This window comes from Myxococcus sp. MH1 (assembly GCF_059738865.1).
Genome location: NZ_AP026947.1, coordinates 516,985 through 542,425, shown reverse-complemented (window position 1 = coordinate 542,425; position 25,441 = coordinate 516,985). Strand labels below are relative to the sequence as shown.

At 69.4% G+C, this 25,441-nt stretch carries 23 protein-coding genes; 10 read left to right on the top strand and 13 right to left on the bottom strand.

Translation table 11 applies throughout. The features are described from left to right. Window positions 1–39: 39 nt before the first annotated feature. A complete protein-coding gene (locus AC6JA9_RS02200) occupies window positions 40–1,110 on the top strand; it encodes a sensor histidine kinase (RefSeq protein ID WP_497959015.1) in 1,071 nt (356 codons plus the stop codon). Further along, entirely contained in the window at window positions 1,107–1,829 is a 723-nt protein-coding gene (locus AC6JA9_RS02195; protein ID WP_223751418.1) for a LytR/AlgR family response regulator transcription factor, read from the top strand. Before AC6JA9_RS02200 ends, AC6JA9_RS02195 begins: the two co-directional genes overlap by 4 nt. Before the next feature lie 7 nt (window positions 1,830–1,836). Here AC6JA9_RS02195 and AC6JA9_RS02190 read toward each other — a convergent pair whose 3' ends face one another. The 6 genes from AC6JA9_RS02190 to lspA (AC6JA9_RS02165) form a co-directional block, all read right to left on the bottom strand. Beyond that, a complete protein-coding gene (locus tag AC6JA9_RS02190) occupies window positions 1,837–2,217 on the bottom strand; it encodes a lipoprotein (protein ID WP_046710570.1) in 381 nt (126 codons plus the stop codon). A 178-nt stretch (window positions 2,218–2,395) separates the two neighbouring features. Continuing rightward, entirely contained in the window at window positions 2,396–2,899 is a 504-nt protein-coding gene (locus AC6JA9_RS02185) for a KdsC family phosphatase (RefSeq protein ID WP_141324151.1), read from the bottom strand. 11 nt (window positions 2,900–2,910) lie between these two features. Next, entirely contained in the window at window positions 2,911–4,026 is a 1,116-nt protein-coding gene (locus AC6JA9_RS02180) for an MXAN_5187 C-terminal domain-containing protein (RefSeq protein ID WP_223751419.1), read from the bottom strand. A 41-nt stretch (window positions 4,027–4,067) separates the two neighbouring features. Continuing rightward, the gene (locus tag AC6JA9_RS02175) at window positions 4,068–5,375 is read right to left on the bottom strand and encodes a prolipoprotein diacylglyceryl transferase (protein ID WP_497959014.1); all 1,308 of its coding nucleotides are present in this window, start codon (window positions 5,373–5,375) and stop codon (window positions 4,068–4,070) included. A 120-nt stretch (window positions 5,376–5,495) separates the two neighbouring features. Continuing rightward, a complete protein-coding gene (lspA, locus tag AC6JA9_RS02170) occupies window positions 5,496–6,107 on the bottom strand; it encodes a signal peptidase II (protein ID WP_223751421.1) in 612 nt (203 codons plus the stop codon). 33 nt (window positions 6,108–6,140) lie between these two features. Next, window positions 6,141–6,767, bottom strand: coding sequence for a signal peptidase II (gene lspA, locus AC6JA9_RS02165; protein ID WP_223782223.1), 627 nt, complete (start codon window positions 6,765–6,767; stop codon window positions 6,141–6,143). Between the two features lie 140 nt (window positions 6,768–6,907). Between lspA (AC6JA9_RS02165) and AC6JA9_RS02160 the strand changes: the two genes are divergently transcribed. Continuing rightward, window positions 6,908–7,264 (top strand): hypothetical protein, encoded by a 357-nt coding sequence (locus tag AC6JA9_RS02160; RefSeq protein ID WP_267698406.1) that lies wholly within the window; start codon window positions 6,908–6,910, stop codon window positions 7,262–7,264. A gap of 52 nt (window positions 7,265–7,316) precedes the next feature. Here AC6JA9_RS02160 and AC6JA9_RS02155 read toward each other — a convergent pair whose 3' ends face one another. Then, entirely contained in the window at window positions 7,317–8,894 is a 1,578-nt protein-coding gene (locus AC6JA9_RS02155; protein WP_497959013.1) for an endonuclease/exonuclease/phosphatase family protein, read from the bottom strand. Window positions 8,895–9,105: 211 nt separating this feature from the next. Between AC6JA9_RS02155 and AC6JA9_RS02150 the strand changes: the two genes are divergently transcribed. The 7 genes from AC6JA9_RS02150 (at window position 9,106) to AC6JA9_RS02120 (ending at window position 17,889) form a co-directional block, all read left to right on the top strand. Continuing rightward, window positions 9,106–9,816 carry a Mut7-C RNAse domain-containing protein gene (locus tag AC6JA9_RS02150; RefSeq protein ID WP_497959012.1) on the top strand — a complete coding sequence of 237 codons (711 nt, stop codon included), beginning with the start codon at window positions 9,106–9,108 and terminating at the stop codon, window positions 9,814–9,816. 191 nt (window positions 9,817–10,007) lie between these two features. Then, the gene (locus tag AC6JA9_RS02145; RefSeq protein WP_141324157.1) at window positions 10,008–10,739 is read left to right on the top strand and encodes a hypothetical protein; all 732 of its coding nucleotides are present in this window, start codon (window positions 10,008–10,010) and stop codon (window positions 10,737–10,739) included. A 29-nt stretch (window positions 10,740–10,768) separates the two neighbouring features. Further along, on the top strand, window positions 10,769–11,245 hold the full coding sequence (locus AC6JA9_RS02140) for a c-type cytochrome (RefSeq protein WP_141324158.1): 477 nt from the start codon (window positions 10,769–10,771) through the stop codon (window positions 11,243–11,245). Next, window positions 11,242–15,492, top strand: coding sequence for a DUF4114 domain-containing protein (locus AC6JA9_RS02135; protein WP_483576801.1), 4,251 nt, complete (start codon window positions 11,242–11,244; stop codon window positions 15,490–15,492). Before AC6JA9_RS02140 ends, AC6JA9_RS02135 begins: the two co-directional genes overlap by 4 nt. Beyond that, window positions 15,489–16,016, top strand: a complete 528-nt coding sequence (locus AC6JA9_RS02130; protein WP_497959011.1) for a type IV pilus modification PilV family protein — start codon at window positions 15,489–15,491, stop codon at window positions 16,014–16,016. The genes AC6JA9_RS02135 and AC6JA9_RS02130 overlap by 4 nt, the downstream gene beginning before the upstream one ends. Then, complete coding sequence (locus AC6JA9_RS02125; RefSeq protein ID WP_223751429.1) at window positions 16,013–17,224, top strand: prepilin-type N-terminal cleavage/methylation domain-containing protein; 1,212 nt, start codon at window positions 16,013–16,015, stop codon at window positions 17,222–17,224. The genes AC6JA9_RS02130 and AC6JA9_RS02125 overlap by 4 nt, the downstream gene beginning before the upstream one ends. A 2-nt stretch (window positions 17,225–17,226) precedes the next feature. Beyond that, window positions 17,227–17,889, top strand: coding sequence for a pilus assembly FimT family protein (locus tag AC6JA9_RS02120; RefSeq protein WP_141324161.1), 663 nt, complete (start codon window positions 17,227–17,229; stop codon window positions 17,887–17,889). A gap of 132 nt (window positions 17,890–18,021) precedes the next feature. Here the strand turns inward: AC6JA9_RS02120 and ileS are convergent, their stop codons facing one another. The 6 genes from ileS to AC6JA9_RS02090 are packed head-to-tail and all read right to left on the bottom strand — an operon-like array spanning window position 18,022 to window position 25,441. Continuing rightward, window positions 18,022–20,922: an isoleucine--tRNA ligase gene (gene ileS, locus AC6JA9_RS02115; protein WP_497959010.1), complete on the bottom strand. Its 2,901-nt coding sequence runs from the start codon at window positions 20,920–20,922 to the stop codon at window positions 18,022–18,024. A gap of 36 nt (window positions 20,923–20,958) precedes the next feature. Continuing rightward, window positions 20,959–21,654, bottom strand: a complete 696-nt coding sequence (locus AC6JA9_RS02110; protein ID WP_497959009.1) for a hypothetical protein — start codon at window positions 21,652–21,654, stop codon at window positions 20,959–20,961. Window positions 21,655–21,665: 11 nt separating this feature from the next. After that, window positions 21,666–21,977, bottom strand: a complete 312-nt coding sequence (locus AC6JA9_RS02105) for a hypothetical protein (protein WP_223751431.1) — start codon at window positions 21,975–21,977, stop codon at window positions 21,666–21,668. Between the two features lies 1 nt (window position 21,978). After that, a complete protein-coding gene (locus AC6JA9_RS02100; protein WP_141324165.1) occupies window positions 21,979–23,010 on the bottom strand; it encodes a pilus assembly protein in 1,032 nt (343 codons plus the stop codon). Continuing rightward, on the bottom strand, window positions 23,007–24,662 hold the full coding sequence (locus AC6JA9_RS02095) for a TadE/TadG family type IV pilus assembly protein (protein ID WP_141324166.1): 1,656 nt from the start codon (window positions 24,660–24,662) through the stop codon (window positions 23,007–23,009). The genes AC6JA9_RS02100 and AC6JA9_RS02095 overlap by 4 nt, the downstream gene beginning before the upstream one ends. Then, complete coding sequence (locus AC6JA9_RS02090) at window positions 24,659–25,441, bottom strand: TadE/TadG family type IV pilus assembly protein (protein ID WP_141324167.1); 783 nt, start codon at window positions 25,439–25,441, stop codon at window positions 24,659–24,661. The genes AC6JA9_RS02095 and AC6JA9_RS02090 overlap by 4 nt, the downstream gene beginning before the upstream one ends.

The window sequence follows — 25,441 nt, the reverse complement described above, 5'->3', positions numbered from 1 at the left end:
CGTGATGGACTCGAGGTCCTCATGACGGCAGGAGCACGCATGTCATCCCGACGCGCCCGGGTCTACGCCGCCTGCCAGGTGGGCGGCTGGGGACTGTACGCCATCATCAATGGCCTGCTGTCCGTGCTGTCCATCGTGATGATGCAGCGGCCCGACGAGCAGTTCGCGCGCAGGATGCTCTGGCTCGTCGCGATGAGCCTCTCGGGCGTGCTCATCACCCACGTCGCCCGGGTCCGGCTCGGCTTCCGGGAGTGGGCCCGGCTGTCCCTGTCCCGCCTCGCGCCGCGCGTGCTGCTCGTCTGTCTGGCGATGGGGGCCACCCAGTCCGTGGTGGCCCACGTCCTGTCCCGCTTCGTGTTCCGCATCCAGGGGTTCGAGGACTTCTCGCTCACCAACATCATCTTCGGCGGCGCCTTCTGGTCCGTGGTCATGATGATGTGGCTCCTGACGTACTTCGCGGTCCACTTCATCGAGCGCGCGCGTACCGCCGAGCACGAGCGCCTGCAGCAACACATCGCCTCGCAGACCTCGGAGCTGCGCTTCCTCAAGGCCCAGCTCCAGCCGCACTTCCTCTTCAACTGTCTCAACAGCGTCCGGGCCCTCATCGTCGAGGACCCCGCCCGCGCCCAGCAGGCGGTGACCCACCTGTCCTCGCTGCTGCGCTACGCACTCGCCTCGAAGGACGCGGAGACGGTGCCGCTCGGGCGGGAACTCCAGGTGGTGCGTGACTACCTGAGCCTGGAAGCCATCCGCCTCGAGGAGCGGCTCCGCGTGCGCGAGGACGTGTCTCCCGAGGCGCTCGCCGTACCCGTGCCCGCGATGCTGGTGCAGACGCTGGTGGAGAACGCCATCAAGCACGGCATCGCCCCCTCGCCCGAGGGCGGCGCGGTGACGGTGCAGGCCCACGTGCGCGAGGGCTCACTCCTCCTCGAGGTCGCCAACACCCCCGCGCCCGTCGGCACACCTCCCGCGCCCCACTCCGGCGGCGTGGGACTCCACAACGCGAGCGAGCGGCTGCGGCTGCTGTGCGGCACCACCGCGTCGCTCCAGCTCGACCAGACCGGCTCCGCCCTCACCACCGCGCGCGTCCGCATCCCCCTGCCCTCATGAGAGTCCTCATCGTCGACGACGAACGCCTGGCCCGCGCGGAGCTGCGCCGACTGCTCGCCGCGTTCCCCGATGTCGAAGTCGTGGGCGAGGCCACCCACGTGGACGACGCCTGTCGTCAGGTGGAGTCGCTGGAGCCAGACCTGCTCCTGCTCGACATCCAGATGCCGGGAGGCAGCGGCTTCGACGTGCTCGCCCGACTCGACGAACCTCCCGACGTCATCTTCACCACCGCGTTCGATGCGCACGCCGTGCGCGCCTTCTCCGTCAACGCGCTCGACTACCTGCTCAAGCCCATCGAAGCGGAGCGACTCACCGAGGCGCTGGAGCGGGTCCGGCAGCGCAGCCGACAGACGGAGCGCGCGTCCGAGCCGACGCGGGCCCCGGGAGCGCCGCTGGAGCGCGTGTTCGTGAAGGAGGGCGAGCGCTGCTGGCTCGTGCAGCTCTCGCAGGTCCCGCTCATCACGTCCGAGGGCAACTACTCACGGCTGCACCTGGCGGGACATCAGCCGCTGCTCTTGCGCTCGTTGAGCTACCTGGAGGAGAAGCTGGACCCCGCGCGGTTCTTCCGCGCGAGTCGACAGCACCTCATCAACCTGGACTTCGTCGACACCCTGGAGCCGGGCCCCGGCGGCACGCTGGTGGCGCGCCTTCGCGGAGGCCCGGAGATAGAGATGTCACGCCGTCAGTCCCAACGCTTCCGCGAGCGCATGAGCCTGTGAGCGCGCGTCAGTTGGCGCCGTGCTGCGACTTGGACGACTTGCCGGAGGTGAGCACCGGGTCCACCGCCGCCACGCTGTTGCGGCGGCGCGTCTGGCGTCCGCGCTCCTCCATCTTCTCGTAGTGCTTCATGCGCGCCAGGATGTGCGGCTCCGACGTCTGGCAGTGCAGCTGCGTCACCTCCTGATGACGACGCCCCAGTTCCTGCCACGTCTGGAGCATGGCCTGGTTGCCGAGCAGTCGCTCCTCGACATTGTCCAGCACCGCGTCCAGCTCCTCGGCCTCCGCCTCCAGCACCGCGAGCCGCTCCCGAGATTCTTCAGACGGCGTCGAGCACCCCGTCGTCATCACGAGGCCCACCACCACCGACAGCCCGAGCCACCTCTGCATCCCCACATCGCCTCCCACGTGTCTCGCGCCGGCCAGCGGCCTCATGTGCGAAGCCCAAGGTAGGGAGGGCCCCATGACGCGACAACCCGTGCGGGCAAGCGACCCCGTCGACTTTTCAGGAGCCGACGATTCGCCGCACCCAGGCGTGGATTGGAGGAATTCGAGGGACGGACAGGTGCTACGAGCGGTGCCGCAGGATGAACTCGCACACCTCGCGCGCGGCGCCGAAGCCCGCGGGCTTCTGTGCGACGTAGTGCACCTGGGCGCGGACCTCGTCAGGGGCCTCGGGCGGCGCGGAGGAGAAGCCCACCGCCTTGAGCAGCGGCAGGTCCACCACCTCGTCCCCCATGTAGCCACACCGGTCCGCGGAGACGTTCAGCAGCGCGAGCAGCTTCTCGAAGTGCGCGACCTTGTCCTGGCTGCCGAAGTGCACGTGCTTGAGGCCCAGCGACTGCATCCGCATCTGCGCGGACAGGCTGTCGCCCCCGGAGATGGCGGCCACCTCGATGCCCACCTCCTGCAGGCGCTTGATGCCCATGCCGTCGCGCACGCTGTACATCTGCGTCCAGCCGGAGTTGGGCACCCAGAAGATGCGCCCGTCCGTGAGCGTCCCGTCGATGTCGAAAATCATCACCGACAGACGCGACACGCGCGCCTTGAGCGATTCCAGGTCCTGATTCATCGCGAAGGCGCCTACTTCGGCACGGCCTTGAGCGAGGCCTTGCCGTCCTTGATGACGACCTTGAACTCCACCGCCTTGGCGTTGTGCTGCTTGAGCAGCTCCGGCACCTGCTTGCGCAGCGTGGCGGCCACCGACTCGTAGGACATCTTCGAGGTGTCCTCCTGGCAGCGCCGCTTCGCGGTGACGTACGCGTCGTACACGGCGCGCAGCTTGTCGTCCGACATGCCGCCGCCTCCCGCCGCCGCGGGCTTGGGCGCCGCCGAGGCCACGGGCGCCGCGGGCCTGGACGCCGCGACCGGCGCCGCCGAGGGACGTGCCACGGGCACGGGGGTCCCCGCGGGCTTCGCGGCCATGCCCGGAGGAACCGCGGCCGAGCCTCGCGCCGGCGTGCCCGCGAGCGGCGACGTCACCGTGGGCAGTCCGCGCGCGGGCGTCCCCGTCACCGGCGCCACGGCGGGCGTCAGCGGGGCGATTCCCGGGATGCCTCCGCGCGACCCGGCGGGGGCCGCCACCGGCGCCACGCTCGGCGCCGCCGAGGCGCTGGCCACCGCGGGCGTGCCACGGAAGGGCGTGCCCCCGGCGGAAGGCGTGGAGGCGGCGACCGCCGCGGCGGCGATGGCCGCGGCCAGGGGTGGCTCGTTGACGGGGCGGGGGCGGAGCACCTCCTCCACCTCCTCGAAGTCCATGTCGGAGATGTCCTCCGGCAGCTCGACGACGCCCTTCTTCGCGTCCTTGTTCGCCGAGCCTCCGCGCACCTCCGCGCGACGCCGGGCCTTGAACAGGTCGCGCTTGTACGTGCCCGCTTCGATTTCCTGCAGCGTGCGCACCCACAGCCGCTCGTACGTGAGGAACTTGCTGTGGATGCTGCCCACGCGGAACTTGGCCGCGGTGCTGCGGATGAACGACGTCTTCAGCTTGTTCACCCGCTTCTTGAAGTCCTCGTGGGCGCGCGTGGGCGGGTTGCGCTCGTTGCCCAGGAAGTACTGCTCGAAGAGGTTGCGCAGCGCGGCCAGCTCCGCCTCCAGCGCCTCGCACTCATGAAGGACGGCCTCGCTGGAGCTGGTGTCCGCCGGGGCCTTCGTGGCGGGGGACTTCGCGGCGGACTGTCGGGCGTCGGGGGGCGGCATGACGTCTCAGAGTGTCCCCAACCGGCGTCCGGGGATCAACCTCACGCCGCCGACGGTGTCGGTCCGGCCTCGCCCGCCACCTCGCCCGCCCCTCGCCGCCCCTTCTGGTAGAGCAGCGTCGCCCCGAGGGCGAACATGCACAGGGAGATGGACTGGCTGGTGGAAATGTTGAACCAGGCCTCCAACGGCACCGCGTCCGCCAGCCCCTGGGCCCCCAGGGACTCGAGCAGGCCGTGCAGCGTCCCGCGCTCCACGTCCCCGCGGAACAGCTCCACGGTGGTGCGCAGCACCGCGTAGGCCATCAGCCACAGCGCGAAGATGTGCCCGTGGAAGCGGCGCAAGCGGCGGACGTACAGCAGCGCCACGAAGAGGACGAGCTGCCCCAGGGACTCGAAGAGCTGGGTGGGGTAGACGCCCAGGGTGTGTCCGTGCTGGGCCACCCAGTCGGAGATGCGCACCGCGTCCGGCGTAGCCTGGTGCAGAATCTGGCCTGTCGCCTCCACGACGAAGCGCGTGTCGTCGAGCTGGGAGGTGTACGCGAGGCTGGAGGCATTGCCCACCTGGCCGAACAGGTCCTGCGCCAGCCCCGAGCCCGGGAAGTGCACCGCCGTCGCGGAGTGGGCCGGCGCCACGTCGCCCCAGCAGCAGCCCGCGCTGAAGCAGCCCAGCCGCCCCAGGCACTGCCCCAGCGACACGGTGGGGATGCACACGTCCGCCAGCCGCAGGAAGTCCATGCCGTGGGCGCGCGCGAAGAACCACGCCGCCACCGCCGCGCCGATGAGCCCTCCGTAGAAGACGAGCCCGCCCCCCAGCGACAACGCCTGCGTCCAGTCGCGCGAGTAGTCCTTCCAGTTGACCAGCACGAAGAGCAGCCGGCTGCCGCCGATGCCGCCGATGAGCACCCAGAAGGCCAGGTCCATCACCTGCTCGCGCTTTTTGGGCCCCTCCACGTCCACCCACTGGCCATCGACGAGCTCGACCCTGCGCCACTCGTCCCGCGCCAGCCGCCCGGCCACCGTCACCGCCGTCATGAAGCCCGTGGCGAGCAGCACGCCGTAGGTGTGCAGGGGGATGCCCTCGCCCTTGCCGCCGGGGAAGGCGCCCTCCGGCAGCGCGTACTTGAGGCCGAACCACGCCAGCCCCGCACCCGCGAGCCCGAAGCCCGCCGCGCGCAGGAGCCGGTCCGCGAGCACCACCGCCTTGCGCGTGCCCGTCTTCGGGTCCACCTCCCCCACCGCGCCGCGCCACCCGTTGAAGGCGATGTAGCCCACCGTGCCCACGGCGAGGGCGTACAGCAGCAACTGCGCCCACAGGCTGGTGAAGGTGAGGCGGAAGAGGACGGGGAGCATGGAGACCTGCCGGCGGACGAGAGGGGCGGCGTGAGCGCTCGGGAGGCTACCCGCGCCACGCGTCGGAGCAAGGCGGGGAGCACGCCGGCCCGCTCGGGCGGCCCTCCGGCGAGGTGACGCTCAGGCGGCCTTGGTGGGCGCCGGCGCGGGCTTCTCCTTGCGCACGAACGCGTCCACCAGCAGCAGGCCCACGCCCACGCAGATGGCCGCGTCCGCGATGTTGAAGGACGGCCACGCCGCCTTGTCGAACCAGTGGGCCTCCAGGAAGTCGATGACGAAGCCCCGGGCCAGCCGGTCGATGTAGTTGCCCAGCGCTCCCCCCAGGACGAGCGGCAGGCCCCACAGCGCCCACTTCTCCTCCGGGTCCGAGCCGGACAGCTTGCGGAAGTAGAAGACGATGAGGACCACCGCGCCCAGGCTCACCACGTGGAAGAGCGGGCCGCGCTGCTCGGGCGGGAGGTTCCTGAACAGACCCCACGCCGCGCCCGGGTTCTCCGCGTAGCGCAGGCGGAAGAAGGACTCCGACACCTCGATGCTGCGGCGGGAGCGGTAGTGCAGCCCATCGAAGCCGCGCTCGGGCGGCGCGCTGAACATGGCGCCCAGCCGGCCGCCCAGCGTCTGCTGCCCCTGCATCTGGGAGGTCAGCTCACGGACGACGAGATACTTCGTCCACTGGTCCAGGGCGATGACGCCCAGGGTGACGGCGAGGAGGATGACGTATTTGCGAGGCACGGGCCTGGGCTTACACCACCCGGCCCCCACCCGTCACGGATTGGGGCTCTGGGCGAGCGGCGCCGCAACGGCCTCCGGGCGGCGCACCTTCAGCGAGTCCAGCAGCATGAAGGCCACGCCCACGCAGATGGCCGCGTCCGCGACGTTGAAGGTGGGCCAGCGCATGCCCGGCTGGTTGCGCCAATGCCAGTCGACGAAGTCGATGACGTAGCCGCGAATCAGCCGGTCCAGGAAGTTGCCCAGCGCGCCGCCGGTGATGAGCGCCAGCGCCAGGCGCGCCAGCTGCTGGTCCAGCGGGGTGCGGCGGTACATCAGGAAGATGAAGGCCAGCGCCGCCACGCTCACCACGTGGAAGAACGTGCGCCGCACGCTGTCGGGCAGGTCGGCGAACATGCCCCACGCCGCGCCCGGGTTCTCCACGTAGCGGAAGTGCCAGTAGTCCTCCACGAAGCGGTGGGGCCGCAGCACGTTGCGCTCGCCGTCCTCGCGAGGCGGGTCGTTGTCGAGGTTGTGGAGGGTGAAGTAGCCCGTCACCCGGGCCATCCCTTCACGCCCGTCCAGGGCATCCGTCAACCGGGACACAGCCAGATACTTGGTCACCTGGTCCGCGACGAGGACCGTGGTGGCCACGAGAATGAGGAGGCGGAGGGAGGCTTTCATGACGCGTCCCAATCCCTTAACCCGCCCCCCAAGCCCTGACAACCCGGAGGGCCGACCGGCCCCCGGCGGGCAGCATGCTCTGTTTCCCGGACATCGCTCGTTTGGGGCATGGTGTGGACATGCCGCCTGTTGAGCCCGACGTGAATCCTTCAGTCTCCGACACGCCCCCACCCACAACGACTCCCGAGGCGAAGGCCGGGAAGCCGTCGTTGATGGCCCGCTTCAAGACGCTGATGCTGGAGTACGGCCCGCTGGCGTTGGTGACGAACTACGTCATCTTCGGCCTGGTGCTGGTGGGCTTCTACGCGGCCATCCGGCTGGGCTTCCAGCCGTCCGGTGCGGGCGAGCAGGCGGGCACGTGGGCGGCGGCCTACGCGGCGTCGCAGGTGGTGAAGCCCCTGCGGCTGGCGGCGGTGTTCGTGCTCACGCCGCTCATCGCGCGAATCCCGCCGGTGGCGCGCTTCATCGAGCGCAACAAGCACAAGTGGAACTTCTGAGCGGAGCACGCGGCGGCCTGTCTCGGCGCCGCCGCGCGCCCGCCGCGTCAGGCTAGGGGGCAGGGACGCGGAAGTCCTTGATGACGCCCATGTGCTGCATGCTGGGGGCGCCGCTGTCGTTGGACTGCACAGGTGCGATGTCCGACAGCGGGGTGTAGACGCGGCTGTCGAGCACGAGGCCGTTGGGGAACGAGTTGGAGCCGATGACCGTGGGCGTGCGGTACTGGTTCAGGTCCTGGTCGACCAGGACGTGGTCATAGGGCTTCGCACGGCTGGCGTTGGTGCCCGTCTTGCCGTTCTTGTCCGCGGGGTACGGGGCGCTGGTGACGACCACGTTCTTGAAGGTGGTGAAGCAGCTCTCGCTGAAGCTGTCCGTATTGAGGTCACCGCCGATGACCAGGTAGTCGCTCTCCGGGACCTTCTCCCTGACCTTGGCGACGATTTCAGCTGCCTCGGCGTTGCGCGCTCCGGCGCTGCGGGTCAGCAAGTGCACGCTGACGGCCCACAAATCCTTGGGCCCCGGGATGTCGATGCGCGCCCAGGCGAAGTCGCGGTTGTCGACTTCCGGGTCCTTCCACTCGCCGGACTCGATGATGGGCCAGCGGCTGATGACGCCGTTGGGGATCTGCGCGCCGCCCTCCCGGTAGTAGTGGAAGCCCGGGCCCACCTGGTTCACCAGCGAGGTGATGTCCGCCACCGAGTCACTCTTGTAGTTGAACTCCTGGATGAGCACGACGTCGGGGTCCACGCCCTGCATCAGGCGGATGCCGTGGCCCGGGTCGTAGTCCTGGCCGTTCCCGCTCGACAGGTTCGCCGCCATGATACGGATGTTGGTGTAGCCGCCCGGCGCGGGACCACCGTCCGTCGACGAGCCCGCGTCCGGCGTGCCCGCGTCCACGGGGGAACCCGCGTCCGTGCCCGCGTCGATGGGGGAACCCGCGTCCGTGCCCGCGTCGATGGGGGAGCCCGCGTCAATCGTCGTGCCCGCGTCGTCCGTCGTGCCAGGACCCGCGTCGACCGGAGACCCTGCGTCAATCGTCGTGCCCGCATCGTCCACGATGACAGGGCCACCCGCGTCCGTCGTGCCGGCGTCCGTCGTCGTACCCGCGTCATCCACGATGACAGGGCCACCCGCGTCCGTCGTCGTGCCCGCGTCGTCCACGATGACGGGGCCGCCCGCGTCCGTCGTGCCCGCGTCGGTCTCGGTGCCCGGTCCCGCGTCCTCGAGCGTCCCGCCGTCGTCCGTCAGCGAGCCGCCATCCGCGTCCTCGCCCGCATCGCCCGCGCCCGCGTCCGGCGTGGCCTCGCACACCTCGGTCGGCAGACAGAAGGTGGCGTCGCCTCCGTCACGCGCCTCGCCGGTGGGACAGCACGCCGCCTCGGCCTGACCACAGGCGCCCTGCTCATCACACGGCCGGACACAGATGGACCGGTCGTAGAACGGGACGAAGCGGCACTCCTCACCCGCACCACAGCCGCCGCCATCCTGCTGGGGATTGCACTCGGCCCACATCACGCCGCCATCCGGCAACGGAAGCGGTGTCTTCGGCTCCGAAGAATCCCCACACGCCAGAGCGAAAACCGTGAGCGAGACCACCGCGCACGCCAGATAGGAAAGGGTCTTCTTCATTCGCTCTGCCTGCTTCCGTGGAGACGATTCGAGAGATGGTCCGGGCCGACGACGACGGCCCGACGGGGCGCGGAGTATAGAAGTGCGCCAAGCCCGCAGTCCCGCTACGTACCGCCAAATCGTACATTTACAGCGGTGAAAATCGCGAGCGGGGGCGTCCCACGGGCCAGGGTCCGAGTCCTCCTCGTCACGCAATCGGGAGCAACCCACCGTGGTGACCGTCCGACTTCATGGAAGGCTGAACGACTTCGTCGCGCCGGAGAAGCGGGGCACGCGGCTGCAGGTGGCGCCCCAGGGCTCGCCGTCGCTCAAAGACCTCATCGAGTCACTCGGCCCGCCGCATCCCGAGCTGGACAAGGTGCTCGTCGACGGTGCCCCGGTGGCGCTCGCGCATCGGGTGACGCCCGGAGCCCACATCGAGGCCTTCCCGGCGCTCGGGCACGTCGAGGGCATGCCGCGCTTCGTGCTCGACGTGGGACTGGGGCGGCTGTCGGGCTTCCTGCGGATGCTCGGCTTCGACACCCTGTGGCGCAACGACTTCAACGACCCCGAGCTGGCGCGAATCTCGAGCACCGAGGAGCGCGTCCTGCTGACCCGGGACCTCGGCGTGCTCAAGCGGAGCGAGGTCGTCCTCGGCTACTTCCCTCGCGCCACGGACCCCGCCGAGCAGCTGGTCGAGGTGGTGCGGCGCTATGGGCTCGGCTCCCGGATGAAGCCGTTTTCCCGGTGCATCGCCTGCAACGCGCTCCTGAGTCCCGCCCAACCCCACGAGGTGACCCATCGCGTCCCCCCGGACGTGGCGCGCAGGTACACCCACTTCCAGCAGTGCAACGACTGTCGCCGCGTGTTCTGGCCCGGCACACACCAGGAGCGCATGCAGGCGTTGATCGACCGGCTGCGCGCTCTGGAGCTCGAGAGCTGAAGCCCGCACCTCGCAAAGAGTCGCACCTCGCACTTTTTGCGAGGTCACCAATGACCCGCGACGCCAGGGTGAAAGCCCGCACCGAAACGATTTCAGAGGGTTGCGGGGATGCCCCAGCGGGCACGTGAGTTGCTGAGTTCGCGACACTTCCAGCATTCCCCGCACGGGGGGAGCGCAGAGGAGCCGCGACGATGACGCACCGAGACCTGGCCCGAACCCGAGCGAATGGAGGCTTCACGCTGCTCGTCGCGCTGGGCGTCGTGCTCGTGGTGACGATGGCGGTGATGCTGAGCTACCGGGTGGTGGGCCGCGAGGCGGACACCCAGGCGGACGCGCGCCGGCAGAAGGAGGCGTTCTTCGCCGCGGAGGCGGGGCTGGCCGAGGGTCGCGAGGCCATCCGGCTGCGCACGGCGCTCGACGCCACCACCTACGAGAACACGCTGACGACGATCATCAACTCGGGCGCCGAGGTGACGGAGCTGGGGCTCGCGGGCGCCAATCCCCCCTGGTACGAGCTGCTGCCCGCCAGCCCCGGCGACCCGTGGAACTACCTGCGGCTGACGCCGAACGACATGCCCGCCCATGAGAAGCAGGGGGCGGACAACGTCGCCTACGCGGACTACCCGGAGCAGAACAACGTGCGCTACCGCGTGTTCGTTCGCGACGACATCGACTCGAACCCCACGTCCGACGGCAACGGCCTCATCTGGGTGGCCGCGGTGGGCGAGGTGCTGAGCCGCGACGGCCGCCCCACGCGCTCCGTCGTCCAGGCCCTCATCGCCAACCAGAGCGGCGCGGTGGCCTACGGCCCCGGCTGCAACATGGCCGGCTGCGGCTCTGACAACAACTACAACAATTCGCGGGAGCAGAACGCGCCCGACACCACGCAGATCGAAACGCTCCCCAACAACACGCCTCCCTGACGAACTCCTCGCCGTCCCGCGAGTCATCCATGAAACGCCCTTTGCTTCTCGCGTTGTTGCTCCTGCCAGGATTCGCCACGGCGACTCCTGAAGGAGAGCGCATCTTCCAGAAGGCCTGTGTCGGCTGCCACACCCTCACGCCACAGCCCTCGGCCGCGACCCTCAAGAAGTCGGGGGGCGCGCACATGAAGCAGCAGCAACGTCCCGCGGGTGAGAAGCGGGTGGAGCTCACCAGCAAGGTGCGCCAGACGCCCAGCGCGGAGCTGCGCACCTGGATTGCCAACCCCCATCGCGTCAAGGACGACACCCGCTGCGACACGCGGGGGATGTCCCCGACGGAGATGGACGCGCTGCTGGCCTACCTCAAGACCAGCTCCCGCCCGCCGTCGCCGCCTCAGGACGTACGGCTGCGTGAGCAGCTCCAGAAAGACCTCGAGACCCGCCGCGCGCAACAGCGGACCGACGGCATCCAGACCTACAAGCCGGCCCAGGGGAAGTCCCGATGAAAGCCCTCCACCGAGCACTCTCGACGCTCCTCCTGCTGGCCACGCCCGCCGCGCTCGCCGATGACGGCTTGGCCCAGCTCTGCAAGGACAACCTGGCGCAGGACAAGCAGCCCGGCTTCGGCAACGCCGAGAACGACCTGGGCCAGATGACCTTCCCCAAGGAGCTGAAGCTCGTCCCCACCGGACGCAGCGGCGACGCCGACATCCAGTTGCTGCCGCCCGAGAAGCTCAACCCCGAGAAGATCGTCTTCCCGTACGACCAGCGCGTCACCATCAGCTACGTGTTCGAGTCCGCAGGCGCCTCGCACGCGCTGGGCTACATGTACCTGGACCAGGCCGCGAAGTACCTGAACGCGGACGGAGACCTGATCGACTCGAACGGCAACGGAGTCCTCGACCTGCACGAGGACCTCTTCAACATCGCGCCCCAGTCGGGCCCCAAGAAGCGGGACTTCATCGGAGACCCGGCCGACCGCCGCTGCGCGAGCTCTGTCTTCACCTCCGACGGGGAGTCGTACTCTCAGCCTGCCATCGCGATGAAGGCGAGCTGCGCGAACACCTGGCGGCGCGTCACCGGCGGCGCTGGACTCGCGGATGCCCGCCCAGGCGGCGGCTCCACGCACATCGACACGGACATCGTCGGCACGTCCCAGAGCAGCGGCACCGCCGCCACCGATGACTATTCCGACAAGGGTCTTTTCCCGCGCATCCCCAACCTGCTCGAGCCCGCGGACGACAAGAACGGCGGCAAGGGCATCGGGCAGATGGTGTTCCTGCTCGCGGACGACGACAGCGACAAGACGACCTTCCTCAGCATGACCCCCGTCAAGGACATGTCGGACGACTACGACGCGGTCCCCGACTACAACGTCAGCACGTATGACAACCGGGGCGTTCCGCTGCCCGCGCCGGACCCCGCGGACAAGATCGACCTCGGCGACCGCACGGTGGACCTGGGCACCATCCAGGGCAACCGGGAGATCGTGTTCTTCCTCATCGTCTACTACAGCTCCAACCACGGCCCGAACGAGGGCACCGTCTATCCGTGCTTGAAGCAGGACAGCGCGGGCAAGTGCCTGCTGCACCTGCAGACCCCCATCAACGTGTTCTTCTCCAAGTCCGCCTGGAACCTGGACCAGAACTCGAGCTCCGCCGCGCTCGTGGCTGAGCGCAACATCGGCTGCCCGTACCAGGACAACTGCAGCGCCGACAATCCCCAGGGGACGGCCTCCAACCAGTGCGTGGTGGCCGGCACCAGCAACACGAAGCTGTGCGGCTGGCTCGACGACGACACGCTCTTCCGGCTGAAGAACGAGGCGACGTACGGCAACCTGGTCATGCCCAAGGAGGCCGCGACGATCAACCGGCCCGGCGGCGTGCGCAATGCCATGCCCCACGTCATCGTGGGCGCGCCGTCCACGGACCCCTTCCGCTGGATTCTCGGCTTCGAGGACCTCCCGGGTGGCGGTGACCGCGACTTCAACGACGTGGTGTTCGTCATCAACAAGGTGAACGGCGGCACCTTCCGCTCCGCCAGCCTGTCCAACGACATCGACCTGAGCGACGCGGAGGACTTCGTCATCACCAAGGTGCGCTTCACGCGCTACGACGACGTCGCGCCCGCCGCCGCCCACATGTGCTCGTCCCCGCCCTGCTGGACCGAGGAGACGCCGGGGGCCTGCTCGGTTCCGGGTCGCGCGCCGCCGACCATCACCTACTCGGTGGCGGTGGACTGCCACACCTTCGAGTTCCAGGGTGGCGTTTACGTGAAGAAGCCCAACCCCAACCGCACCTGGATTCCGGTGCAGTTCGACACGGGCAACCCGAACGTGAAGGAGCTGGACCTGCTGGAGATGGGCTTCACCGGCTCGCAGCTGTGCTGGAAGGTGGACATCACCAGCCCGGACGACCGCTGCGTCCCCGTGGTCGACAACGTCAACGTGGGCTACCAGGCCGTGCGCTCGGGCAGCTACTCCCGCTCGTCGCCCTCCACGGTGGGCAACGCCATCCTCTGGGGTGTGAACGAGACGCCCGGCAGCGCCTGGGGCAAGAACTGGCCCGGCGTGGGCATGCCCGAGGCCTCCACCCGGCTGTACGACGGGCGCAAGGACTACTCGCTGCGAGGCCGGCTGTACTTCCGCTCGCTCTATGACCCCGAGAACACGAACCTGACCAATGTCGTCGAGCGCTGGGACGGTGGCCGGGTGATGGCCATGACCCTGCGCAACGAGGATCCGCTCAACCGCACCATCTACACGATGAAGCCGGACCAGAGCCGCATCACGCTCAAAGATGACATGGACAACGCGAACAGCGTCGCGTTCCCCGACTCGCTCTGCAACCAGCTCGATGCCGGCAAGAAGATCTTCGACATGAACAGCGACGGCAAGTGCGGCACGCCCACCATGGCCCCCGCCGCGCGAATCACCGAGGGCTTCAACGACCGGAACGTCTTCCGCGAGTGGCTCTACGGCTGGGAGGACCATCAGCTGCCCGGGGCGACGAACGTGAAGCGCCCGTGGGCCATGGGCGGCATCAACCTGTCCACCGTGGCCGTGGCCGTGCCCCCGTACCTCGACAACTGGGCGATGAACGCCCTGCCGGCCGAGCGCGACGTCTACCGCCGCAACTTCATGTCCAAGCTCTCCGAGCGTCCGACGGTGGCCTACGTGGGCACGATGACGGGCGTGCTGCACGCCTTCGACTCGGGCGCCTTCCGGCTCAACGGGAAGGACGAGTGCTCCGACGACATCATGCTGCGCGGCTACTTCCTGCACTCGGGCTCCACCTGCGCCAAGCCCATCGCGCCGCGGCAGTACGGCACGGGCAAGGAGCTGTTCGCGTACATGCCCGGCGGGCTGCTGAAGGACTACGTCTACCACTACGTGAAGTACGCGGGCTCGGGGACCAAGCCCAAGCCGACGATGGATGCCTCGCCCACGCTGGCCAATGTGGACTTCGGCGGGCTCGGCGAGGCGTGGACGCCCGCCACGGCCACCACGGCCCTGCAGCGGCCCCTGAAGGGCGCCCGCACGACGCTCGTGTCGGCCACGGGCAAGGGCAGCCCCATCATCTTCGCGCTCGACGTCACCCACCCCAGCACGGACCCGGCCGCGACGCGCGCCGACTACCCGATGCCGCTGTGGGAGTACAACCTGAAGAACGACGCCCTGCTGGACGCGTTCACGGACGAGGCCGACGACGACGATGACGTGCTGCTGCCGGACCAGACCGGCTCACGTCACCCGGCGTCCGTCACGCGCATCCAGTGGGGCTCCGGCGACACGACCGGCACCTGGGCGGCCATCATCGGCACGGACTTCAAGCCCACGGCCGGGCGCGCCGGCACGCTCTACCTGCTGGACATGAAGACGGGCAAGCCGCTGCAGCGGGGCACCGGCAAGGGCGCCCACGCGGGCGTCATCACGCTCGACGAGGGCTCCGGCATCGCGGGTGCGACCGCCATGCTGGACCTCAACCGCGATGGTCACTACGACGTCATGTACGTGCCCACCACGGCCGGCAGCGTCTACCGCATCAACCTGGACTCGGTGGACTCCACCCGGACGTATGGCCGGCAGGTGCGGACCTGCCGCGTGGCGAGCGCGCCGGTCGCGGCCTCGACCCACACGGACGCGGCCTCGAACCCGGCGGGGACGGCCCACTTCCAGCAGATCCACTCCAACCTCGCGGTGAAGGTGCTGCGCGACACGGCCAAGCCCGTGGTGCGCATCTACTTCGGCACGGGTGACAACCCGGACGAGATTGGCGACGGCCCTCCGAACAAGGAGGACTACCGCTACCACCTGATGGCCTTCGAGGACCCGAACCCGGACGGCTCCAAGCCCTGCGCGCTGCTCGACCCCTTGTGGGTGCAGCCGCTCGACCCGGGCCAGGCGGTGTGGGGCGGCGTGTCGCTCAGCGGAGACAAGGTGTTCACGACCACCGCCGTGGGCGCGGCCGCGGACGTCTGCAACCTGAGCGAGACCACGAGCGGCCGGTTCTACACCGCGAACCAGGCGCCGGATGGGGCGGGCAAGACGACGCTGACGAGCTCCACCCTGGTGGGCCATGGCACCAGCGCGCCGGTGGTGCACGACGAGCACGTCTTCATCCTGCCGGCCACGGGACAGCCCCTGCTGGTGGGTGAGAAGAACAAGTGGAACAATGGGGCGGCGAACTCGGGAGAGACCCGCTCGCGAGTGCTCATCTACGACCCGATTCCGGACGGGAGACTGCCTCGATGAAGTCGTCGCGGTTGCAGGCCTCCAGGGGCGTCACGCTCCTGGAGGTGTTGGCCACCATGGCCGTGATGCTCGTGGGCATCGCGGCGGTGATGATGCTGGTGACGCAGATCAGCGCGTCCAACCGGCGCACCCTCACCGCCACGCAGGCCCAGCTCATCGCCGAGCGCACGCTCGAGAGCATCATGTCCGAGGGCTGCGCGGCCACCCCGCCCTGCGCCAACCTGGCACCGTGGGACAACCGGCGCACCACGGTGTGGCAGACGGCGGCAGGAGAGCTGCGGACCGTCGCGCCCGCCGCGGGCGTGGTCGCGCGTGAGTACGAGGTGGCGGTGGACATCGACAGTCCCAGTGTGGGCCTTCCGGGCTCCATCGAGAACGGCGCGGCGGGGCTGCCGGCCGTCACCCGGCAGTTGGGCGGGGGACTTGCCGGGAACGTGGCCAACGTCCGCGTCTCGGTGAGCTGGTTGGAGCGGGGCCGGCAGGGCCGCCAGGTGGTGGTGATGCAGACCCGGATGGCGCCATGAGGAAGACCCTTCGTCGCATGGGCGGCTTCACGCTGCTGGAGGTGATGATCGCCAGCGCGCTGGGCGTCATCGTGCTCGGCATCGGGTTGGTCGCGGGCATGCAGGTGCAGCGGCGTGCCCTCACCGAGGAACAGACGATGGTGGCGCAGGTGACGGGGCGGGCGGTGAAGGACCTGCTCACCCTGGACGTGCAGCGCGCGGGAATCGGCATGGGCAACTCCCCCATCCAGTTCTCGGAAGGCGACCAGCGCTATGCCATCCAGAGCTGGACCGCACTGGACATGGCGACGGCCACCCCGCCGTTCGCCGCGGACGCGACCTTCGCGCTGCCTCCCGCGGGCACGCCCTACGCCGACATGACGTCCGATGTGTTGCAGCTCTACTGGGGTGACCCGCGGACGATGGTGACGATGGAGCGATGTGACGCATTCGCGGCCCCCGGCAGACCCAACATTACATCCGTCAAGTCGGGGAACATCCTGTGCACCGCCCCGGCCCCCCACACGCGCCTGCAGCCCACCTCGGGCCAGCCGACCCCCGCGCTCGTCGCGAACCCGACGGCTGGTGCGCTCGCCTGCCACTTCCGGGTGACCAACGTCCGCACCGGTGACTCCGTCATCGAGGCCTCTCCAGGCCATGGCGCCGCCGCGACCACCAGTGGGCCCTGCACGAGTGATGTGGGCATGTTCACCGATTCCGGGTGGAACATCATGCGCACCGTCAGCGCGGCGTATCGCGTGAACTGGAGGGGCGGACACCCGGCGCTGGAGTACCTGGCTCCGGGCGCGGCCAACTGGGCCGTGGTGAGCCGGGACGTGGAGCGGATGCAGGTTCGATTCGCGGTCATCGACCTGACCCAGCCGGCCCTCGCCTACCGGTGGTACCCCGAGGAAGGGGTTCGCCCGCCCATCGACCAGTGCACGACTGGCAATGCGGAATGCGCGGTGAACGTGGTGGCGCCCATCGAGGCTGCGCCCACCAACGAAGCCGACCTTCGCAACCTGCTTCGCCGACGGATTCGCGAGGTGGAGATCGACCTGGTCATCCGGACGCCGCGCTCGGACCGCACGGTGGTGGACCCGGCGAAGATCAACATCCCGGATGAGGACGGCTTCCCCCAGGACGGCTTCAGGCGCCGGACCTATACCCTCCGGGTGTCTCCCCGGAACTTCGTGTCGGCGGGCCTGCAGCCCGCTCCGGGGCCTTGAGGATGATGCGCACGCGAGGAATGACGCTGTTGGAGTTGATGATCGCCATCGCCGTCGTCGGGATGATGGTGACCCTGGCGGTGGTGGGCATCAGCAAGCCGCTGGATGGCCAGCGAGAGGCGACGGCGACCCGCGAGCTGTGGTCGTCGGCGCTGCGCGCGCGTCAGCGGGCCATCGCCACCAACCAGCCGGTCCGCATCGTGGTGGAGAACAACGTGCTGCTGCCCGATGGAACCCGCAAGCGGGTGGCCCGTTGGGAGCGGCTGACGTGTGACAACGACTTCGACAACAACACCTGCCCCAGGGATGCCTGCACCGGCACCACGTGCCGCGCCAGCCCGGAGTGCTGTTCCGAGACGGGCCCGGACGTCGTCATCCCGGACTCCATGAACGCCACGCCAGTCCATGGGCTCTGCTACCTGCCGGGCTCGGGCCGGGCCGTCAGCAACCTGACCTGTATGCGCGGTCAGCTCGACAACACCGCGGCGCTCACCGCAGCGGCGCCGGGCAACCTCCAGCTCAACTTCTCGGCGAAGTCGGGCCGCCCGCGCAGCCTGCTGATGGTGGAGCCGCTCACGGGCCTCGCCTCCCTGCTGGACTGTGACTCGGTCCGGGCAACCCAGGCTCCCGTCGCCGAGTGCACGACCACGCCTCCGCCTCCGTAGGCGTTCGACACACCACCTGAAACATCCGGGCCCGCGTCTCCTCACGGAAGCGCGGGCCCGTTTCATCTCAGCGCGCCCCAGAGCCCGCGCCGTCCGCTTGGGACTGGCGCGAGCCCACCGGGCATCCGGCGCTCACGCCGCCAGCGCCTCGCGGCACTTGAGGCACACGTCGCCGCCCTGCCCCACCGCCTCCGAGTACGTCCAGCAGCGCGGGCACTTGTGGCCCGCGGCGGGCTTCACCTCGGCCAGGAGCTTCGCGCCGTCGCCGAACACCCGCGTCACGTCCAGCACCGCCGCATCGATGCCCTCCGCGTCCACCACCTCCACCTGGCTGGTGATGAAGAGCCCGGGCAGCTCGTCCAGGTGCTGCATCAGGAAGTCACGCACGGACGCGGACGCCATCAGCAACACGCGCGCCTCCAGCGACGCGCCGATGCGCTTCTCGCGCCGCGCCGCCTCCAGCACGCCCTGCACCGCCTCGCGCACCGCGAACAGCTTCGCGTAGCGCTCCGCCAGCTCCGGCGACAGCTTCGTCCCCGGCTCCGGGAAGCCCGCCAGGAACACGCTCTCCGTCGACTTGCCCGGCAGGAAACCCCAGGCCTCCTCGGCCGTGAAGCTCATCACCGGCGCGAGCAGCCGCAGCAGCACGGACGCCACCTCATGCAACACCGTCTGCGCGCCCCGCCGGGGCGTCCCGTCCTTGCGCCACGTGTAGAGCCGGTCCTTCAGGATGTCGAAGTACACCGCCGACAAGTCACCGGCGCAGAAGTCCACCACCGTCGCGTAGACGAGGTGGAACTCGTAGTCCTCGTACGCCTGCTTCACCCGGGCCACGACCTCGGCCAGCCGCCCCAGCGCCCACTGGTCCAGGGGCGACAGCCGCTCGTACGGCACCGCGTCCTTCGCCGGGTCGAAGTCGTACAGGTTGCTCAGCGCGTAGCGGACCGTGTTGCGAATCTTCCGGTAGCCCTCCGACAGGCCCTTGAGAATCTGGTCCGACAGGCGCACGTCGTTGCGGTAGTCGCTCGCCGCCACCCACAGGCGCAGCACCTCCGCGCCGTACTGGTTGATGATCTTCTCCGGGGCCACCACGTTGCCCAGGCTCTTCGACATCTTCTCGCCCTTGCCGTCCACCACGAAGCCGTGCGTGAGACAGGCCTTGTAGGGCGAGCGGTCCCGCGTCCCCACCGACACCAGCATGGACGAGTGGAACCAGCCGCGGTGCTGGTCACTCCCCTCGAGGAACAGGTCCGCGGGCAGCCGCTGCCTGCGCTCCAGCACCGCGGAGAACATGCACGCCGAGTCGAACCACACGTCGAGGATGTCCGTCTCGCGGCGGAACTCGCCCTTGCCGCAGCGCGGACACGCGAAGCCCTCCGGCAGGAAGTCCTTCACCGGCGTGCGGTACCACACGCCCGCGCCCTCCTTCTCCACCGCCTGGGCCACCTTCTCCATCAGCTCCGGCGACACGAGCGCCTCGTCACAGCCCTCGCAGTACGCGATGCAGATGGGCACGCCCCACGTGCGCTGACGGCTGATGGTCCAGTCCGGCCGCGTCTCCAGCATGCCCCGGATGCGGCTGTGCCCCCACGAGGGCACCCACCTCACCTTGTCCACCTCCGCCAGCACCTCCTGGCGGAACGTCTTCTCCCCGTGGAAGGGCGCGTCCATCGGGATGAACCACTGATACGTGGCGCTCAGGATGATGGGGTTGTGGCAGCGCCAGCAGTGCGGATAGCTGTGCGCCACCGTGTCCTTCGCGTCGTTGAGCAGCGCGCCCTTCTCCACCAGCACCGCGATGACCAGCGGGTTCGCCTCGAACACGCGCTTGCCCGCGAGCGCCGGGCCCACCGTGTCGTCGTAGCGGCCGTCCGGACGCACCGGGTTGTAGATGTCCAGGCCGTAGCGCAGGCCGACCTCGTAGTCCTCCTGGCCATGCCCCGGCGCCGTGTGCACCAGGCCCGTGCCCGCGTCCAGCGTGACGTGCTCGCCCAGCAGGATGCGCCCGCGCCGCTCGTAGAACGGGTGCTGGTACGTCAGGTGCTCCAGCTCCTCGCCGCGCGCGTACGCGAGGATGCGCGCGGGGTCCACCAGCGCCGCCGCGGAGACCTCACCGCCCGGCAGCTCCACGTGCTTCACCGCCAGCTCGTCCGACTTCACCTCCGCCAGCACCTTGGGCAGCAGGTCCTTGGCCACGCAGATGACGCGCGCGCCCAGCTGGTAGAACACGTACTCCAGCTCCGGGTTGACGGCGATGGCCAGGTTGGCCGGCAGCGTCCACGGCGTCGTCGTCCAGATGGCGAAGTCGACCGCCTTGCCCTTCAGCGAGGGCACCCGCTCCGCCAGCTCGGGGCCGGCGGGGAAGGCCACGTAGACGGACGGGGACTCGTGCTCCTCGTACTCCACCTCCGCCTCGGCCAGCGCGGTCTGGTCCTGGAGGCACCAGTACACCGGCTTCTTGCGGCGATAGAGCATGCCCCGGCGCGCGAAGCCGGCCAGCTCCCGGATTTCCTGCGCCTCGTAAGAGAAGTCGAGCGTCTTGTACGGCGCCTCCCACGAGCCGAACACGCCAAGCCGCTGGAACTCCGTCTTCTGGATGTCGATGAACTCCAGCGCGTACGCGCGGCACAGCTCCAGGAAGGCGTCGCGCGACAGGGTGCGCTTGTCCACCTTCTTGTCCTTCAGCCGCTTCTCCACCGCCTGCTCAATCGGCAGACCGTGCGTGTCCCAACCCGGGATGAAGTCGCAGTGGCGACCCACCAGGTTGCGGTACTTCACGACAATGTCCTTGAGGACCTTGTTGAGCGCGTGGCCCGCGTGCAGGTGGCCGTTGGCGTACGGCGGACCGTCCGGGAGCACGAAGGGCTCACCGGCCGCGTTCTTCTCCAGGAGCTTCCCCCAGATGCCCCGCTCCGCCCACCAGCCGAGCATCCTCGGCTCGAGCTGCGCCAGGTTCCCCTTCATCGGGAAGTCCGTGCGCGGCAGGTTGACGGTGTCCTTGAAGTCCTTGTCCTGGGAGGGCGCGTCGCTCATGTCGACAGCGCCCGTAACACGCTCGGTGCGGCGCTTTCAATCACCGGCCGGCTTCGGCGCCTCCTCGGGCGCGACGCCCCGTCGCACGACGACGACGGACACCTTGCCCTCCTTGGCCGGCGTCACCCGGACGTGGAGCTCGTCCTGCGAGGAGCGGAAGAGCATCGGCTCCACCTCCTCGAAGCCCGCCTGCGAAAGCTCGTTGCGGTAGTAGACCTCCACGTCCAACGCCCTGGCGCTCGCCGAGTACACGAGCGTGCGCGCTCCCTCCATCTCCGACTGCAACAGCCCCGAGCCGCCCGGGTACACCGGGGCCACGCTGGACTGGACGCGCGGCGCCTTGGACAGGTCCGCCTGTCCCAGGAACACCGTCGTCGTGCCGTCCGGGTTGGGCTGGACGATGGCCGTGTACGAGATGAACTCGCGCGTATCGAGCGCGGTGATCATCGGCTCACGCAGCAGCTGCGGCTGGCGCGAGGCCGCGGGCACGTGCAGCCCCCAGACGAGGAAGCGGTCCACGAGCGAGCGCAGGATGACCTCCGGCCGCTCCTTGCTGCGCACCGCCGTCATCTTCACCGGGATGCCGCTGGCGATGACCGGCGCGGAGACGTCCACCACGCCCACCACGCCGGGCACCTCCCACTTGAACGGCGCGCGCTGCGCGGCCGCGACACCGGACACGAGCACCCCTGCCATCACCGCGCATCGCAGCCAGCTCTTCGCGTGGGTCATCACTCGCTCCGCTAGCGCACGCGCCCGCTCTTGCCCTTGCGCGGTGTCTCGATTCCCTCCGGGTCCACGCAGCGCTCCGAGCACTCCGCGAACTTCTTCTCCTGCTTTTCCTGGCAGCGCGCCATGCAGGACTGGAAGGGCCCGGGCCGGGTCGGGTCATCCGGGGGCGGAGGACACTTGTCGATGCACGAGCGCATCATCGCGTCCGACTTGGTGATGCAATCGGCGCTGCACTGACTGCCATCCGCCCGCGCCAGGCCGGCCGTCAGCACGGCGACGAGGAGGAAGGCACCCCGGGTCCACGAGAGGAGTCCTCGCGTCATCTCAATCACAATCCCTTCCGAGGAAGCAGGCGCCGTTGCCGAAGCGCTGCGCGTGCGCCAGGCTGTACGGGAACGTGGTGAGCCCGATGTAGGAGCCGGGCGTGGTGGGGTAGAAGCGGGAGATGGGGTCCATCAGCGGGGGCGTCTGGACGAAGTTGACGACGTCCTCACCCGCGGCGCTCATCCAGAAGGTGTGCTCCTTCATGCCCAGGCCCACCATGGCGAGCGCCGTCGGCGGCAGCGGGTTCCAGAACAGCGTGGCCTCCGCCAGGTTGCTCGCGGACGCCTGGATGGGCAGCGTCGTGGGCGCGTAGGTGGACCACGCCGCCGCGTGGAAGGGCACGTTGGTGCAGGGGATGAGCTGGTCCTGCATGAGGATGTTGCACGTGGCGGACTCCAGCGCCCCCGCGAGCCCCCAGTCGTCCACGAGCATGGAGAAGCGGCCCTGGCATGCGCCGCCCACCGCGCGGCCCACCGCGCACACCTGCAGGTTGGCGAGCGAGTCGTCCAGGTTCTGCTTCTGGTAGAGCGCGCCGTCATCGGGCCCGTCCAGGAACGAGCGGGGGAAGCGCCACGCGCTCAACGTGGCCGAGGCACCACACGCGGTGCCGCCGTTGTCCCGGTAGACCAGGCGCGTGGCGATGGCGCCCGCCCAGCCCACGCCCGCGTCCATGCCGCAGCTCACCTGCATGCCGGTGCCGCGGGTGAAGGCCATGGTGACGCGGCCCCCGCCCGGCGTGGAGGACAGGCCCTTGAAGTCCGCGTAGCGCTCCTGCGCGCTCGCGGCGGCGTCCCGCATGGAGCTGCCCGCCTGCGTGTACGTGACGGGGATGTGGTGCATCTGCCCGTGCGTGCCGTCCCACAGCGCGGAGACCGCGGCCTCCTGCACCTTCAGCGACAGGAAGCCCACCTCCGCGAAGTGGATGCCGAAGGCGACGATGGTGACGAAGAGCGTGACGCCGATGGCGGCCTCCAGCAAGGCCTGTCCACGGGCCACGCGGGACTTCGAGCGACGTGCGTGACGAGCGTTCATCTCTGGAGCCCCTTGAAGCCCGCGTTGCGCAGCTCGCGGAAGGTCTGTGCCGCGACGGGAGCGCTCAGCCCCAGCGTGTCGATGGCGTCCCCCACCCCGTCCTCATCCACGTCCACGCCCACCAGCGTGGCGCGCCAGTAGGGGTTGAGCAGGTTGGGCGGCTCGCTCCAGTGGTGGAAGCCCAGGCTCTGCCCGCGGTGGTAGTAGGCGATGCCCGTGGACAGCGCCGTCTGCGTGTTGTTGGGCGTGCCGTCCGCCAGGTTGAAGCTGCGGGCGTCATACACGTTGCCCCCACCGCCCGACTCGAAGCGGTAGCGGAAGGACAGGTCCCACGGGTCCAGCCTGCGTGCCATCAGGTCGCGCTGCACGACGGCGAAGTTCTTCGGCTGCCCGTAGTTGTTGTCGTCATTGTTGATGCGCACGACGTTGTAGTCGAGGAACGGCGGCCAGATGCCCGGGCACGACGAGGGCCCGCCCAGACACGGTACCAGCATGTGGTTGAACGGACCGCCGGGGTCCCTGCCTCCCGTCCAGGTGTGCTCGGGGCGGGGCATGATACCGCCGGACGTCACCAGCGAGGCCTTGGTGGACTGCACCCCCGCGACGCTCGCCGGACAGGCCACCGGGTCTCCGCCGTGCAGCAGGTGGTCGTACATCCAGCCGATGCGGCCCGTGTCGTCGCCCGTGAGCGCAGGCGCGTACGGAGGGAGCATCGGCATCTTCCGGCCCGGCTTGCCGAAGTACGTGGTGCCGTTGGTGTCCGGCAGCACCACCACCTCGTCGGGGAACCAGATGACGAAGTCCAGGTTGGCCTGGTGCGCGCTGTAGTCACCCAGCCGCCACTGCCGGTGGGTGACGAAGTGGAAGCCACGGCTGCCCATGGCCGCGTTGACGGCGTGCGCGACGGTGAGCGGCAAGTCACAGACGGCGCCATCACCCGCGCAGGCGATGCCGCCGGTGAGCTCGTCCTCGTTGACGTTGCCCACGTCCGGCACGCGCCAGGCGGCGTCCTGGGGGTTGCGTCCGCGCCCCACCACGTTGCCGAGGATGCGGTTGGCGAAGGCCTGGTCGTCCACCGCGTCGCGCAGCTCCTGGTAGTTCTGCTGCTGGGCCGCGTAGAAGACGCCCTGGGCAATCTGGTGCGAGAGCATCTGCAGGTTGACCATGGGCTCCATGGACTGGAACACGGCCTCCACGCGGGCCTGCTCGATGCGCAGCTGCGTCTGCAGCATGTTCAGGTCCGCCACGCCCTTCTTGCCGCAGCGGCACCGCTGGCGACACCAGGACTTCTTGGGCGCGCAGGGACAGCCGCTGGCGATGGCCGCCTGATACGGCTTCTTGCCGATGCCGAAGCCCGTGTTCGCGGCGTTGAGCTGCGCGCGGTAGAGGCTGGCCCAGCTCACCAGGCTGGTGGCGCCCGCCTGCGCCACCGCGTGGCCAATCTGCGCGCGGTTGATGACCGCGATGTTGTTGAAGGTGCGCGCGGTGGCCACGGCGTTGGAGTACGCGGCCGCGTCCGTCACCGTCTGCAATTCGATGCGCTCGCGCACCTTCATGGAGAAGGAGAGCGTCAGGCTCACCATCAGCACCATGAGCAGCGTGCCCAGCACGAACAGCACCATCGTCTGACCACGGGAATGGGCGCGTGTCATCGGGGGCAATCCATGGTGGCGAAGTGGCGCCGCTTGGCGGGCGTCAGCATCCGCATGGTGAAGCTGGTCTCGATGGGAAACACGTACTGCTGGCGGGCCACGCGCGCGGCGAGCTCCGAGCGGACGTCCGAGGCCAGCTGGATGGGCGAGGTGAACTCCCCCTGGTTCCAGTTCGCGTTCGCCTCCGCGGGCATCAGCGGGTTGGCCGCCGTGTAGTCCTCGATGCCCGCCTGCGCCATGAACATGCGCGACATCACCCAGTTCGCGAACGGGATGCGCATCGGGTACCAGTAGACCAGCTGGACCTCCAGGCGCCTCAAGTGGCCTGGATCATCGAACGCGCGGTCCTGCGGCCCGTCGATGCCGCCGCCCACCAGCGCGCGGTTGATCCACACGATGCTGCCCGTGTGCACGCCGTCCAGGCCGCCGCGGTAGCGGTTGTCCCGCCGCGCCGCGAACGCCGCCGCGAGCTTCGCCGGCGCGCCGCCGCCGCCGCCATGCCGCACCTCGTCCGTCGCGCTCGACAGACCCAGGAACGAATGGAACGAAGGTATCAACGCGAGGATGGCCGCATGCGTCATCCGCTCGCATTCGCCATGCGCGATGCTGCCCGCACGGGTGGCCTGGAACGCCGCGTAGTGCGCCAACACGCGCGCCTGCAGCATCAGGAACAACTGCAGCGTGCCCAGCAACAAGAACACGACCAATGGAAGCGTGAGGGCCGCCTCCACCATCGCCTGTCCTGACTGGCCACCATTCCCTCGGGGGTAGGAATTCAT